We start from the raw sequence: 15167 nt of genomic DNA, 5'->3' as shown, positions 1-15167 counted from the left end.
GTTGCAAACAGGCGTTAACAGGAACCTACGTGAAACTACGGAATTCGCTGTCGCCGCCGTTATATGTTCCGCAATTATTAGTTGCAGTGCAGCAGACATCGCGCGACGCCACACCGGCGCACCGCGATGCGCGGCTCGAACGGAGCAACTGACGACCTCAGGCCGCCCGGACCGACTCCAGGAAGCGCGCGACCTCGCTCTTCAGCCGGTTGCTCTCCTGAGACAGCGATTGTGCTGCCGAATGCACCTGGGCCGACGCAGCCCCGGTCTCGCCTGCACCGCGCTGAACGTTGCCGATATTGGCGGAGACCTCCGAGGTGCCGTGCGCGGCATGCTGGATGTTGCGGGAGATCTCCTGCGTCGCGGCGCCCTGCTCCTCCACCGCTGCGGCGATGGCCGAGGAAATTTCCGACATCCGCGCGATGGTGTCGCCGATCTCCTTGATCGCACCGACCGAATCCTGCGTCGCGGTCTGGATCGCGCCGATGTGCTGGCTGATCTCGCCGGTGGCCTTCGCGGTCTGCTCGGCGAGCGCCTTCACTTCGGTCGCAACCACCGCAAAGCCCTTGCCGGCCTCGCCCGCCCGTGCCGCCTCGATCGTGGCATTGAGCGCCAGCAGATTGGTCTGGCTGGCGATCGTGTTGATCAGCTCGACCACGTCGCCGATACGCCCTGCCGCCTTGGTCAGCTCCGCGACGCGCGCGTTGGTGCGCTGGGCCTGCTCCACCGCGACGTCGGCGACGCGGGCCGATTCCTGCACCTGGCGGCTGATCTCCGAGATCGATGTGGTCATCTCCTCGCTCGCGGACGACACCGACTGCACGTTCGCGGACGCCTCCTCCGAGGCCGCCGCCACCGCCGTGGCGAGCCCGTTGCCGCGCTCGGCGGCCTGGGTCAGCGTATTGGAGGACGCCTCGAGCTCGGTTGCCGCCGACGACACCGTGTCGATGATCTCGCCGACCGCGCCTTCAAACCCGTCGGCGAGGCGGTGCATGTCCGCCTTGCGCCGTTCGCGCCCGCGCGCGTCAGCCTCGGCCTGCTCCGCACGCAGCCGCTCGGCCTCCGCCATGTTGGTCCTGAACACCTCGACCGCACCGGCCATCTCGCCGATCTCGTCCTTGCGCCCGACGCCGGGGACGGAGATCGAAAGCTCGCCGCGCGCCAGCCGCGTCATCGCACCGACCATGCCGGACAGCGCCTTCGAGATCGAGCGCCCGAGGACAAAGCCGACCACGGCGAGCACGACGACGGTGAGCGCGAAGGCGATCATCATCCACATGCGCACGGCATCGCGCGTTGCGGCCTCCGCGGCGTCCGCCTGCTTGTACATGGCGTCGACGGCGGTCCGCACCTCGACCATGGAGGGTTCGAGCTCGCGGAATGTCTTCATCATGCTAGCGTCCAGCGTAGCGCTCTGCTGCGCGGTCTCGGCCCAGGCCGCGAGCTCGGACTGGTATTTCTGGAGCTTGGCCGTGATGTCGTTCATCACTGCCATCGGGACTGCGACCACCTCGATCGCCTTGGAGAATTCGACCGCGGCCTTCTTCACTTCGGCAATGTATTTGGGGTCGCGCCGCAGCATGAAGTCCTTCTCGTGCCGGCGCATCATCAGCATCCAGCTCGTCGTCCTGGGATCGTCGATCTCCTTGAGTTTCACCTCGATGTCGTGCACGGCGGCGCGGAGCGAGCCGGACAGGCCAAGCGTCTCGTTCAGCCCGAGTCTGGTCTCGGCCACGACGAGCGCCTTGAAATCCTCGGCATAGCGTTTGAAGCCGTCATGCGCCTGCCTGGTCTTGTCGGACAGCGCGCTCATACCGCCGGCCGCCATCAACCGCTCGACCTCGTCGAAATCGCGGTTGATCGGTCCCATCAGCTCGGCATGGGCCTTGGCGTAGCTTTCGTTGCGGCGCTGCTGAAAATTCTTCTCGTTGCGGCGCGCCTCCAGCATCTCGATCGTGAGCTGCTTGTTCAGGTCAGCGATCGCGCGGGCGCGGTTGGCAACGGTGCGGGAGGCGTCCTGAGAGAGGCTGCCGATCTCGTAGATCGCGCCGAAGACGACGAGACCGACAAGGCCGAAGAGTCCGATCGCCATGACCTTGTGGGTGAGGCGAATGGAGAAGCCGCTCATTGAATGTGCTCCGATACGTTCGATACGCAATACAGGGAGGGCGACTCGGCACCCGAATATTGCGAGATCATGACTGCATCGGTTTTCCGGAAGGTTAACCGTGCAGACCTTCTCACCGCGGCATCGGCTGCGGACGCATGCGAACCGCCACGCGTCCTCGCGCGGCGGTTGCAATCGGCGGACGATGGGGTGAGGACGGCCGCCCTCAGGCGGCGCGCACCGTGGTGAGGAACTTGCCGACCTCGAGCTTGAGGCGGTTGCTGTCGCCGGACAGCGACTGCGCAGCCGAAAGCACCTGCGACGACGCCGAGCCGGTCTCGCTCGCACCGCGCTGCACGTCGGTGATGTTGGACGACACTTGATGGGTGCCTTCCGCCGCCTGCTGCACGTTGCGGGAGATCTCCTGCGTCGCCGCGCCCTGCTCCTCCACCGCCGCCGCGATCGCCGAAGAGATCTCCGACAGCCGTTCGATGGTGTCGCTGATGTCCTTGATGGCGCCGACCGACTCCTGGGTAGCAGACTGGATGCCGGAAATCTGCTGGCCGATCTCGCCGGTGGCCTTCGCGGTCTGCTCGGCAAGCGCCTTCACTTCGGAAGCGACGACGGCGAAGCCACGGCCAGCTTCGCCTGCACGCGCAGCCTCGATCGTGGCGTTGAGCGCCAGCAGGTTAGTCTGGCCGGCGATGGCGTTGATCAGCTCGACGACGTCGCCAATCCGCGTTGCCGCCTTCGACAGTTCGCTGACACGTTCGGTGGTGGTGCGGGCCTGGCCGACGGCTTCGCTCGCCACGCGCGCGGATTCCTGCACCTGGCGGCTGATCTCGGTGATCGAGGACGACAGCTCCTCGGTCGCCGAGGCCACCGACTGCACGTTGGTGGAGGCTTCCTCAGAGGCCGAAGCGACCACCGTCGCAAGCTGCTGCGCGTGCTCCGCGGTCGAGGTCAGCGTCGTCGCGGAAGCCTCGAGCTCGGTCGAGGCCGAGCTCACGGTCTCGATCACCTCGCCGACGGCGGTTTCAAACTGGTCGGCAAGCCGGAGCATGTCCTGGCGACGCTGCGCCGCGCTGCGCTGCTCCATCTCCTTCTGCTCGGCTTCCATCCGGATCTTGGCAAGGCCGTTCTCCCGGAACACTTCCGCGGTCTTGGCGACTTCGCCGACTTCGTCCTTGCGATCAAGGCCGGCGATCTCGACCTGATAGCGGCCGGAGGCAAGCTCCTGGAGCACACCGACGATCATGCGGATCGGCCGCGCGATGCCGTACTGACCGATGATGAAGCCCAACGCGCCGCCGATGATGACACCGAGGCCTGCGAGGATGATCAGGAAGCGTGACGTCGATTCATACTGCTCGCGCGCTTCCTTGCTCTTCTCCTCGACACGCGTATTCAGCCGATCGGCGAGTTCGCGGATCTTGCCTTGAAGGTTCTCCGCAGCGGTCCTGCTCTTCATCGCGATGTCGCGCAGCTTGTCTGCGCTGTCGCTGAGCTTCGCCGACTTCTCGGCATCGACGGCCGCGAGCGTCGTGTCCATCTGGCTCTTGTAGGCCGAGAACGCCTCACACACGCCCGGGAGCAGCGTCTTGGCCTTCTCGTCCGGGGTCTGGCTGACCTCGTCGAAACGCTCCTGATACTGCTTGAGCTGGGCGTTGATGACATCACGCGCGGCGAGGCGATTGTCGTCACGCGGATCAAGCGCACTGCGGAATTCAGCGCGGTTCAGCGCGATGACGTTCTGGTTGGCGCGCGCGGCGAGCAGGGCCCGCTTGGCCGCGGTCGACATCACGTCGGCCTTTTCGCTGAGATCGCTGAGGGCGGAGACGCCGATCCAGGCGATCGCGGCGCCGATCCCGCACAGCAGGAGGACGATCCCGAGGATCTTGCTCAGGATGCGGAAGCGGCCGAGAAAATGCATGACTGGAATCCTTCATGGACGTTGCCGCTCAAGCGGCTGAATTCCCATGAACTTCGTCCAAAAACCATTCCGCTTCCCTTAACCACGTTTGCCGTAGAAACACGGAGTTTTCACCGCGATCGACGCCGCTCTTGCGTTCCGAGAGTTGCGCAGGGAGCAAGGCTCTCCCTGCGGTTTTGGTCAGGCCGCGCGAACGGTACCCAGGAACTTGCCGACCTCGAGCTTGAGGCGATTGCTGTCGCCGGACAGCGACTGCGCCGCCGCCAACACCTGCGAGGACGCCGAGCCGGTCTCGCTCGCGCCGCGCTGCACGTCGGTGATGTTGGACGACACTTGATGGGTGCCTTCCGCCGCCTGCTGCACGTTGCGGGAGATTTCCTGCGTCGCGGCGCCCTGCTCTTCGACCGCAGCGGCGATCGCCGAGGAGATCTCCGACAGCTTCTCGATGGTGTCGCTGATGTCCCTGATGGCGCCGACCGAATGCTCGGTCGCGGCCTGAATGCTGGCGATCTGCTGGCCGATCTCGCCGGTCGCCTTCGCGGTCTGCTCGGCGAGCGCCTTGACTTCGGAGGCGACCACGGCAAAACCGCGGCCCGCTTCGCCGGCGCGCGCGGCCTCGATCGTGGCGTTGAGCGCCAGCAGGTTGGTCTGGCCGGCGATGGTGTTGATCAGCTCCACGACGTCGCCGATCCGCGTCGCCGCCTTCGACAGCTCGCTGACACGGTCGGTCGTGGTGCGGGCCTGGCCGACCGCCTCGCTGGCGACGCGCGCAGATTCCTGCACCTGGCGGCTGATCTCGGTGATCGACGACGACAGCTCCTCCGTTGCCGACGCCACCGACTGCACGTTGGTGGAGGCCTCTTCGGAGGCCGCCGCGACCACGGTGGTGAGCTGCTGCGTGCGCTCCGCGGTCGAGGTGAGCGTGGTGGCGGATGCTTCAAGCTCCGTGGAAGCCGACGACACCGTACCGACGATCTCGCCGACGGCGCCTTCGAAGCTGTCGGCGAGCCTGCGCATCTCGGACTTGCGCTGCTCGGCCGCGAGCTGATCCTGCCGCGACTTGGCTTCCGCGTCCTCTCGCGCCTTCTGTTCGGACACGATCTTGAATTTCTCGACGGCACCGGCGACTTCGCCGACCTCGTCCTTGCGGCCGAGGCCCGGCAGCACCACGGAGAAATCGCCGCCGGCGAGCTTCTCCATCGCCGCCGTCAATGCGCGCATGGGCCGCGCAATGCTGAAGACGGAGAAGATGCACGCCCCGATCAAAACCAGCGCGACCAGCACGCCGGCGACGAACGAGGTCCGCGCGACGGACGCGGCCTCAGCTTCGGCTTCGGCGCGGGCTTCGGAACTCTTCTGCTTGGCAAAGTTGATGATCTCGTTGGTCAGCTCCGAGATCTCTTCGTTGATCGGCGCCAGCATCTCCTTGCGGATGCGGTCGACCTCGGCCACGAGCTTTGCGAGCGGCGCTGCGGCTTCACCGTCCTTCTTCGCGCTCAGGGCGAGCTCCTGCTTGCGGATCGCTTCGATCTGCTGTTGCCCCTTGCTGAAATTGCCGACCAACACGATCAGGCGGTCGATCCGCTTGTGATTCTCCGGCGAGCGCGACAGCTTCGCCATCTCGTCCGCGAATTTCAGGGCCGCGGTCTGCCGATCGTTGAAATAGGTGACGGCCTTCTGCAACTCGGCCGGCGACGTGGAGCTCAGGATGTCACGAATGCCGATCTGCATCCCGCGGACCGACGCCTTGGCTTCCGCGGCGCTTTGCGCGATCGACTGCTGCCCCGATGCCCCATTGCTGAGCTTCTGAACCGCAGCGTCGCCGTTCATCTGGAGGACGATCATCAGCGCGACGAGCGCGATGGTGAGTGCCGAGGTCACAGCGAGCTTGGTGCCAATTCGCAGGTTCTGAATGAACATCATCGACATAATCCCCGGATACGCATTGCCGCGCCGACGCGCGTGAACAGTCCGGGAAGGCTAACCGCGAGGTTACTCATTAACGTTAAGGGTGGCCGCGGCAGCCTGGGTAGAAATACTGAAATCGTGCTTAAACTACTGCAGTTGCACACTTTTCACGTGCAATGAAATGGAACTCGCGGATTTGCACGCGCTGGCGTCCGTTAACGGTTGCCCGTTCGCGGTCATCAGCACACGGTCTCACCGACCAGGCTGACGCGGAAGACCGGCTTCTTGTTCTCGTCGAGCAGCTCCATGCTCCACTTCGCGTTCGGCTTCAGGTTGCGCGCGATGCTGCCGAGCAGGTTGGCGCAGACCTCGCTCATCTCGGCCCAAGCGGCGGCGCGATCCTCGAACTCGTACGGCTGGTCGGCGGCGCCGGAATAACGACCGGTGCTGATGCGAAAGAAATACAGCGACATCGTAGTACCCTTGCACCCCCCGGCCCTGCGCAAACTGGGACGCGAGTCGCTACCAAGGCATGAAAGCCGCCGTCCGTATGACTACGGCGCGGCGGCTTGGTGACCGATGAATATTTTCAACGACAAAATGCGCGGGCGGTCCCGCGCAGCCAGCTCACTGGGTCGAGCGGCGCAATTCCAGCGGAGCGTCGTTCCTGGCGGGCTCCGATCTGGCTTCGGACTTCACCGGCTCGAGCCGGCTGCTCTCGACACGCGGCGTCTCGACGCGCGCGGCGACTTCAGTATTGGACGCAGCGACCGAACCGGTGCGCTCCGAAGAGCGCAGCGAACGCGGACGCGCCACGGCGCGCGCCATCAGCATCTGATTGCCGCCCTGGTGGTGGAAGTCGCAATAGGCGAAGCCCATGCCCGACACCGAGCCGCGGAAGCTGCGATCGTCGGTCTTTTCCAGGTTGAAGCAGGGCTCGAACGGAATGCCCTTGATCGAGGCGCAGACGTTCTGCCCGCGGATCTGGAGCGTGTTGCCGGGCAGGCGGAGATGCTTCACCGGGCCTGCGCCCGAGAACTGCACCGCGCCGGCGGCGCCAAGGTCGTCGAGGATGCGGCCTGCGCCGCGGGTACCGTCGAAGCAGGTGAACGCGAACACCTTGCCGGCAACGAAGCGGCGCGCCTCGTCGGCGTTCATGCTTCCTGCAATGGCCGGCACAAACGTCGCTGCCGCCGTGACAGCCCCCAACACAATACGCGCAAGCATGCTCAACTCCGAACCAACCCCAGCGCGGGCGATGCCTTATCTCTTTACCCGCTGCTTACCATACTAACCAAGGCAACATTGAAGCAGCTTGGTTGGTAAAGTCTGAACGCCGTTAGACAATTTTTACCACGATGCGGCCGCGGACCTGGCCGGCGAGTATTTTCGCGCCCCATTCCGAAACTTCCTCGATCGGAATTTCATGAGTAATTTCAGATAGTTTTGTCCGATCCAGATCCGAGGCCAGACGCTGCCAGGCGGCTTTCCGCGGCTCGATCGGGCACATCACGGAATCGATGCCGAGAAGGCACACCCCGCGCAAAATGAAGGGTGCGACAGAAGACGGCAGGTCCATGCCGGCCGCCAGGCCGCACGCCGCGATTGCGCCGCCATACTTCGTCATCGACAGGAGATTCGCGAGCGTGGTCGAGCCGACGCTGTCCACGCCGCCCGCCCAGCGCTCCTTGGCGAGGGGCTTGGCCGCCGCCGACAATTCATTGCGGTCGATGATCTCGGCCGCACCGATCTCTTTCAAATAGTCGGCTTCCGAGGCGCGGCCGGTCGAGGCGATGACGTGATAACCGAGCTTCGAGAGCACGGCGGTGGCGACCGAGCCGACGCCGCCGGCCGCGCCCGTCACCACCACAGGGCCGCTCTTCGGCGACAGGCCGTGCTTCTCCAGCGCCAGCACCGACAGCATCGCGGTGAAGCCGGCCGTGCCGATCGCCATGGCGTCGCGCGCCGACAGGCCCTGCGGCAAGGCGACCAGCCAGTCGCCCTTGACCCGCGCCTTCTCGGCATAGGCACCGAGATGGGTCTCGCCCACGCCCCAGCCGGTGCAGACGACCTTGTCGCCCGCCTTCCATTGCGGATGGGAGGAGGTTTCAACCGTGCCGGCGAAATCGATGCCGGCGATCATCGGGAAGCGACGCACCACCGGCGCCTTGCCGGTGAGCGCGAGGCCATCCTTGTAGTTCAGCGTCGACCATTCCACGCCGACCGTGACATCACCGTCCATCAGTTCGGCGTCGTCGAACTGCGTGAGTGCGGCGGTGGTGCCCTTGTCCGCCTTGTCGATCCGGATCGCCTTGAATGTGGCCACGACTGAACTCCCTGGACTTGTTTCAGGGGATGTTTAGCCGATCAGGCAGGCTGCGCAACCGCTCGCTGAACCGGTTTCTCGACGATCGGAAGATTGATCAGCGCGGACAGCACGCCGAACAGGATCGAGAGCCACCAGATCGGCGTATAGGAACCGAACTTTTCGAACACGATGCCGCCGAGCCAGACGCCGAGGAAGCCGCCGACCTGATGGCTGACGAAGGCGAAGCCATAGAGCGTGGCGAGCCAGCGCGTGCCGAACATCAGCGCCACCAGCGCCGAGGTCGGCGGCACCGTCGACAGCCAGGTCAGACCGGAGACCGCACCGAATGCGATCGCCGAGAACGGCGTGATCGGGAACGAGATGAAGGCGAGCGTCGCAAGCGCGCGCGTGAAATAAATCGCGGAGAGGATGTAGCGCTTCGGCAGCGAGTTCTGGAGATAGCCGACGCTCAGCGATCCCATGATGTTGAACAGGCCGATCGCCGCGATCACCCAGCCGCCGGTTTGCGTCGAGATGCCGCGATCGACCAGGAACGCCGGCAGATGCACGGTGATGAAGGCGAGCTGGAAGCCGCAGGTGAAGAAGCCGAGCACCAGCAACACATAGGAGCGATGGCCGAAGGCTTCGGCGAGCGCTTTCGTAAAGGTCTGCTCATCCGCCGGCGCCGTGTTGGCCGTGGTTGCCACCGGCGGCGTCGAGAGCGCCAGCGACAGCGGGATGATCAGCAGCATCAGGAAGCCGAACACGGTGAGCGCCTGCTGCCAGCCGAAATTGTCGATCAGCGCGACGCCAATGGGCGCGAACAGGAACTGCCCGAACGAGCCCGCCGCGGTGCCGGCACCGAGCGCGAGGCCGCGCTTCTCGGCCGGCAACAGCTTGGTGAAGGCCGACAGCACCAGGTTGAACGAGCAGCCGGCGAGACCAAAGCCAACCATCACGCCCGCGCCGAGATTCAGCGACAGCGGCGTCGAGGAATAGCGCATCAGCAGCAGGCCGCCGGCGTAAAGCAGCGCGCCGACACACATCACCCGGAACAGGCCGAAGCGATCGGCGACCGCGCCGGCAAGGGGCTGGCCCAATCCCCACAGCAAATTCTGGAAAGCGATCGCGAGGCCGAACACGTCGCGACCCCAGGCGAATTCGTGGCTCATCGGCTGCACGAAGAACCCGAGCGCCGAGCGCGGGCCGAAGCCGAGCATGCCAATGGCACAACCGCAGAGAATGATGATCGCCGGGGTGCGCCAGGTGGAGGAACGCGAGACCGGACCGAGTTCGCCCGCTTGAGTGGACATGGGTTCCTCATCAGTCGCTGGCGGATCCGGAATAGGCAACCGCGAGTCAGGCGTTTAATGCAAATGCATGAAGATCCCAAGTCAAAAATGATTGCGTTCCACGAAGGGCTGCCGCCGGAGCATTGCGTTTCATCGCGGCCCTCCCCGACGCGCCGGGCGCGATTTGACGGGAATGTGTGCGGCTGGGGCTAGCGGCCTGCTCAGGCGCGTGTTATCTTTGATTTACTCAGATTGAGTATATGTGAGCTCTAGCGAAACCCACCGGCCCTCTCGGCCGGATTTCTCAGACCCTATATATACTCACATGGAGCATAATTAGCATTCACGGGAGGCTTCGATGCCCATCACTGGAATTTACGGCCCCGACGACTTTGCCAACCGGCCGCAGGGCCAAGTCCCCGCCCCTCCGCGCGCCATAGCAGCGCGAACCGGCCCCGCGCTGCCGAAGCCCTCACTGGAATGGACTGCGGACGTCGAGCGGGCCACTGCACCGCTCTATGAGCGCGTGAAGCACGTGATCCCCCCGATCGAGTGGCCGCTGATGGCGCCGACGATCAAGGCGATCAACGAGCTGAAGCAGGCCCGGGGCGCGGTCATCCTCGCGCACAACTATCAGGCGCCGGAGATCTTTCATTGCGTCGCCGACATCGGCGGCGACTCGCTGCAGCTCGCGGTCGAAGCGACCAAGGTGAAGGCCGACATCATCGTGCAATGCGGCGTGCACTTCATGGCGGAGACGTCAAAGCTGCTCAACCCGGACAAGACGGTGCTGATCCCAGATAGCCGCGCCGGCTGCTCGCTCGCGGACAGCATCACGGGCGCGGACGTTCGCCTGCTCCGCGAAAAATTTCCCGGCGTGCCTGTCGTCGCCTATGTCAACACCTCCGCAGAGGTGAAGGCCGAGGTCGACATCTGCTGCACCTCGTCGAACGCGGTGCAAGTGGTCGAGAGCCTGAACGCACCGACCGTGATCTTCCTGCCCGATCGCTACCTTGCAACGTATGTCGCCTCGAAGACCGACGTGAAGATCATCGCCTGGAAGGGCGCCTGCGAGGTGCACGAGCGCTTTACGGGCGAGGAGCTGCGCGCCTATCGCGACGCCGACCCGTCCGTGCAGATCATCGCGCATCCCGAATGTCCGCCTGACGTGCTGGCGGAAGCCGATTTCACCGGCTCGACCGCGCACATGATCAACTGGGTGCGCGAGCGGCGGCCACGGCGGCTAGTCATGATCACGGAATGCTCGATGGCCGACAATGTCCGCGCCGAGCTGCCTGACGTGGAGATGCTCCGCCCCTGCAATCTCTGCCCGCACATGAAGCGTATCACGCTCGCCAACATTCTGGACAGCCTGCTCACGCTTGGCGAGCAGGTCACGATCGATCCCGCGCTCGCGAAACGCGCGCGGCGTTCGGTCGAGCGGATGATCAATCTGAAGAATTGAGCGCAGAACATGCAAGACAACATCCACAATCTCACCCGCAGCACCGATGACGTCGTCATCGTCGGCGGTGGCCTCGCCGGACTCTTTTGTGCACTGAAGCTCGCGCCGCGGCCGGTAACGCTGATCTCGGCCGCCCCGCTCGGACAAGGGGCGTCGTCCGCATGGGCGCAGGGCGGCATCGCTGCGGCCGTGGCCGAAGGCGATAGCCCGGAGGCGCACGCCGCTGACACCATCGCCGTCGGCGGCGGTCTTGTCGATGAAGCGGTCGCACTCGGCATCGCGCGCGAGGCGGCGCCACGCATTCATGACCTACTCGCCTATGGCGTGCCGTTCGACCGCGACCTCGAAGGCAAGCTCGCTGTCGGCCGCGAGGCCGCGCATTCGGCGCGGCGCATCGTGCATGTGCGCGGCGACGGGGCCGGAGCCGCGATCATCGCGGCACTGAGCGAGGCCGTACGCCGCACGCCGTCGATCCGACTGATCGAAGGGCTCGTCGCCGAAGCGCTGTTGACCGAGGACGGCGCCGTCACCGGCCTTAAATTGCGCGAGGCCGGCAATCCCGCTGCACGTCCGCTCCTGCTGGCCTCTCGCGCGGTGGTGCTGGCGACCGGCGGCCTCGGCCATCTCTATGCCGTCACCACCAACCCGCCTGAGGCCAGCGGCTCCGGCCTTGCGATCGCCGCGCGCGCCGGCGCAGTCATCGCCGACCCTGAATTCGTGCAGTTCCACCCGACCGCCATCATGGTCGGCCGCGATCCGGCGCCGCTCGCAACCGAAGCGCTGCGCGGCGAAGGGGCAACGCTGATCAACGGCGATGGCGAGCGTTTCATGACGGCGCTCCATCCGCTCGCAGAGCTCGCTCCGCGCGACATCGTGGCCCGCGGCGTATTCGCCGAAATCGCGGCCGGGCGCGGTGCCTTTCTCGATGCCCGGCAGGCGCTCGGTGCGCGCTTCGCCGACAAATTCCCGACCGTGCATGCAAGCTGCATCGCGGCCGGCATCGATCCCGCCACGCAGGCCATCCCGATCGCGCCGGCGGCGCATTACCACATGGGCGGCATCGCAGTGGACGAGCGCGGCCGCAGCTCGATCGACGGGCTCTGGGCCGGCGGCGAAGTGTCGTCCACCGGCGCGCACGGCGCCAACCGGCTCGCCTCGAATTCGCTGCTGGAGGCCGTGGTCTACGCCGCCCGCATCGCCGACGACATCGCCGGCCGCGCGATCCCCTCGCCTGCCCGCCTTCCCGATGCGTTGGTGACATCGCGTGGCGGCACGCCGGACGCTGCCACCGTGAAGCGGTTGCGAACGATGATGAGCGCGCATGTCGGCGTGATCCGCAACAGTGACGGGCTTGCGGAGGCCGTGCGCAGCTTCGCCGCAGTCGAACGCGGGCCCGCAAGCATCGCACTCCGCAACATGGCGGCGTCAGCCCTGCTCGTCGCAGCTTCCGCCTGGAGCCGGCGCGAGAGCCGCGGCGCGCATTTCCGCTCCGACCATCCGGCCGATGTCCCGGCGCTGGCACAGAGAACGACGACGACGCTCACGGAGGCACGTGAGATCGCGGAGAGCCTGAGCGAGCGTCCGCTGCCACGCACCGCCCGACCGATGACCGCCTGATGGAGTCCCCCATGATCACCCCGACGTCACTGCTCTATCCCGACGCCTTCCTGTCGCCGCTTGCGATCGACGAGGCCGTGCATCGCGCACTCGACGAGGATCTCGGCCGCGCCGGCGACATCACCTCGCTTGCAACGATCCCGGAGACGACCAAGGCGCAGGCGATCCTGGTCGCCCGCCAGTCTGGCGTGATCGCCGGCTTGCCGCTGGCGCTGGCGACGCTGCAAAAGCTCTCACCCGACATCGAGGTGCGCGCACATGTCCGCGACGCCGCACGGATTGCCCGCGGCCAGCACGTGCTGACGATCACGGGCCCGGCGCGCGCCATCCTCACGGCGGAGCGGACCGCGCTGAATTTCGTCGGCCGCCTCTCGGGCGTCGCGACGCTCACGGCGGACTATGTCGCGCGCACCGAAGGCACCAAAATGCGCATCTGCTGCACGCGAAAAACCACGCCGGGATTGCGGGCGCTGGAGAAATACGCCGTGCGCTGCGGCGGCGGCTTCAACCACCGCTTCGGGCTCGACGATGCGATCCTGATCAAGGACAACCACATCGCGGTCGCCGGCGGCATCCGCCCGGTTCTGGAGCGCGCTCGTGCCCATGCCGGTCATCTCGTCAAGATCGAGATCGAGGTCGATACGCTCGCGCAACTCCGCGAGGTGCTCGGCACCGGGCTCGCCGATGCCGTGCTGCTCGACAACATGGACCTCGCGACGCTGCGCGAGGCCGTCAGGCTCAACGAGGGATGCCTCCAGCTGGAGGCATCCGGCGGCGTCACGCTGGACTCGATCGCGGCCATCGCGGCGACCGGCGTCGACTACGCCTCATCCGGCGCGCTGACGCATTCAGCGCCGAACTTCGACTGCGCGCTGGATATCGAGGCGTGAGCCACACCGTCATGGCCGGGCTTGTCCCGGCCGTCCACGCCTCGCCTCGCAACACAAAGAACGTGGATGCCCGGGACAAGCCCGGGCATGACGAACTTCCGTGAATGATTACCTTCGCTCGCTCACACCCATCTCGGCGGAGCTCTTGGCTTCCTGGGCGAGCTCGGCGGAGAGCGCGGCGGTCTGGGCCGGGGTGCCCCAGCTCGGTTCTTCGCTGCCGTCGCCCCAGGCGCGCGGGCGATAGAAGGTGTGGACGCCGGTCTTGTACATCTTCTTCATCTCGGCGACCCAGGACGGACGCACCCAGTAGGCGTGGTAGTGCGTGGACTTGCCCACTTCGGGCAGCCAGATCTGGCCGTCGAGCATCGCCTTCGAAATCTTTTTCGCGCGCTCCCACATCTCGGGCTCGCGGATCACATCGGCATTGTTGTCGCAGGCGAATGTGAACTGACACGCCAAATGGCGGTGCTTGTTCTGATAGACCGCGCCGCACACGGTGTCCGGATATTTGCCGGAGAAGACGCGGTTCATCACGACTTGCGCAACCGCCATCTGGCCACGCACGGCCTCGCCGCGCGATTCGAAATAGACGGCTTCGGCGAGACACTTCTCGGCCTTTGCGCGCGACTTGTCGTCGAGCGCGAGCCGCTCCGCCGGCGATCTGGCGCGCTGGTTGTCGGCGTTGACCTCGCCCTTCGGCGCGACGCTCTCGCCGCTTTCGATGTCCCTGGCGATCTCGGCCGACGGCGGCGACAGCGCGGCCGTCACCTTCATATCAGGATCGGGCATCACGATCAGCGGCTCGGCGCCGGGCTGCCAGCTCTCGATGCTCTCGAGATTGCCGCCGAGCGAGGAGCTCCCGAAAAACAGGTTCGAGGTCTTGACGCGGAAGGGATCGCGCGGCGCTGCGTCCGGAAGGGTCGCCCGCTTCAGCGCCTCGAGCGGCTGGACCGCGAACGCGCGCGCTGCGTCGCTGGCTTGTGGCGGATTGGCATATTGCGGCAGCGGCGGCGCACGCAGCGCTTCCTGAAGCTCGGGATCGAGCGCCGCCGCGGACTCCGGCGACATGATTTGCGGCAACGCGGCGGTCTTGGCGCCGAACACCGAGCTGTTCGATGTCGCGGGATCTTGCTGTGCCGGCGCGGCCGATGGTGCGGTCGTCTCGGGAGCCTGCGTGGGTGTGACGCTTGCGAGGCGATCCCCCTTCATGGAGCGATCGACCTTGGGAAAATCGGCGGCCTGGTAGCGCGGCGGCGTCTGAAGCGCAGGATTGCGGCCGATCGCGCCGGTGACGTCGCGACCATCGAGGCTCGCGAGGCGAACCATCGCGCTCTGCGGAAGCGACGTGCCGATCGGACGGGAAAAGCTGTAGGTGGCGAGCTGGATCGAGGACGCGGCGGAAAACACCTGCTTCTGCCAGCGCTCGGCGACGCCGGGCTGACGCGCCAGCAACGACGCGATATCCTGATAGCCGGTCTCTCTCGGCATCAATGCGAAGATGCAGAGACCGATTCCGAAGGACGCGAACCGCGCGCCCTTCGGATGGTTACGCAACACTGACATCGACACGCTCACGCTACGCTTACGCCAGAAAAATCGAACCGCAGTACGTCCGTACAATTCGATCTTTATCGTCAATATCCAATT

11 protein-coding genes are annotated in these 15167 nt (G+C 65.7%); 3 read left to right on the top strand and 8 right to left on the bottom strand.

All coding sequences use genetic code 11. From position 1 onward, the window contains the following. Window positions 1-157: 157 nt before the first annotated feature. The 7 genes from AB7535_RS03415 to AB7535_RS03385 all read right to left on the bottom strand — a co-directional run bounded on the left by AB7535_RS03415 (window position 158) and on the right by AB7535_RS03385 (window position 9569). Window positions 158-2128 carry a methyl-accepting chemotaxis protein gene (locus tag AB7535_RS03415; RefSeq protein WP_085402568.1) on the bottom strand — a complete coding sequence of 657 codons (1971 nt, stop codon included), beginning with the start codon at window positions 2126-2128 and terminating at the stop codon, window positions 158-160. A gap of 205 nt (window positions 2129-2333) precedes the next feature. Next, a complete protein-coding gene (locus AB7535_RS03410; RefSeq protein ID WP_439037221.1) occupies window positions 2334-4040 on the bottom strand; it encodes a methyl-accepting chemotaxis protein in 1707 nt (568 codons plus the stop codon). A gap of 180 nt (window positions 4041-4220) precedes the next feature. Next, window positions 4221-5963, bottom strand: coding sequence for a methyl-accepting chemotaxis protein (locus tag AB7535_RS03405; protein ID WP_085402595.1), 1743 nt, complete (start codon window positions 5961-5963; stop codon window positions 4221-4223). 224 nt (window positions 5964-6187) lie between these two features. Further along, window positions 6188-6421 carry a DUF6894 family protein gene (locus AB7535_RS03400; protein WP_028152150.1) on the bottom strand — a complete coding sequence of 78 codons (234 nt, stop codon included), beginning with the start codon at window positions 6419-6421 and terminating at the stop codon, window positions 6188-6190. 154 nt (window positions 6422-6575) lie between these two features. Continuing rightward, on the bottom strand, window positions 6576-7175 hold the full coding sequence (locus AB7535_RS03395) for a hypothetical protein (RefSeq protein ID WP_085402565.1): 600 nt from the start codon (window positions 7173-7175) through the stop codon (window positions 6576-6578). 112 nt (window positions 7176-7287) lie between these two features. After that, a complete protein-coding gene (acuI, locus tag AB7535_RS03390) occupies window positions 7288-8274 on the bottom strand; it encodes an acrylyl-CoA reductase (NADPH) (protein ID WP_085402564.1) in 987 nt (328 codons plus the stop codon). Between the two features lie 41 nt (window positions 8275-8315). Next, window positions 8316-9569 (bottom strand): MFS transporter, encoded by a 1254-nt coding sequence (locus tag AB7535_RS03385; protein ID WP_135215921.1) that lies wholly within the window; start codon window positions 9567-9569, stop codon window positions 8316-8318. 337 nt (window positions 9570-9906) lie between these two features. Here AB7535_RS03385 and nadA point away from each other — a divergent pair, with 337 nt between their 5' ends. Genes nadA through nadC form a run of 3 tightly spaced genes read left to right on the top strand, consistent with a single transcriptional unit; the run spans window position 9907 to window position 13520 of the window. After that, window positions 9907-11013 (top strand): quinolinate synthase NadA, encoded by a 1107-nt coding sequence (gene nadA / locus AB7535_RS03380; RefSeq protein ID WP_085402562.1) that lies wholly within the window; start codon window positions 9907-9909, stop codon window positions 11011-11013. 9 nt (window positions 11014-11022) lie between these two features. Next, window positions 11023-12630 (top strand): L-aspartate oxidase, encoded by a 1608-nt coding sequence (locus tag AB7535_RS03375; RefSeq protein WP_135215920.1) that lies wholly within the window; start codon window positions 11023-11025, stop codon window positions 12628-12630. Between the two features lie 11 nt (window positions 12631-12641). Continuing rightward, window positions 12642-13520: a carboxylating nicotinate-nucleotide diphosphorylase gene (nadC, locus tag AB7535_RS03370; protein WP_085402560.1), complete on the top strand. Its 879-nt coding sequence runs from the start codon at window positions 12642-12644 to the stop codon at window positions 13518-13520. Window positions 13521-13628: 108 nt separating this feature from the next. Here the strand turns inward: nadC and AB7535_RS03365 are convergent, their stop codons facing one another. Beyond that, window positions 13629-15083, bottom strand: coding sequence for a cell wall hydrolase (locus tag AB7535_RS03365; protein ID WP_085402559.1), 1455 nt, complete (start codon window positions 15081-15083; stop codon window positions 13629-13631). Window positions 15084-15167: the final 84 nt, after the last annotated feature.

It is taken from the genome of Bradyrhizobium sp. 956_D2_N1_4, from assembly GCF_052076025.1.
GTDB lineage: Bacteria > Pseudomonadota > Alphaproteobacteria > Rhizobiales > Xanthobacteraceae > Bradyrhizobium > Bradyrhizobium barranii.
This window is presented reverse-complemented; position numbering and strand designations above follow the sequence as displayed.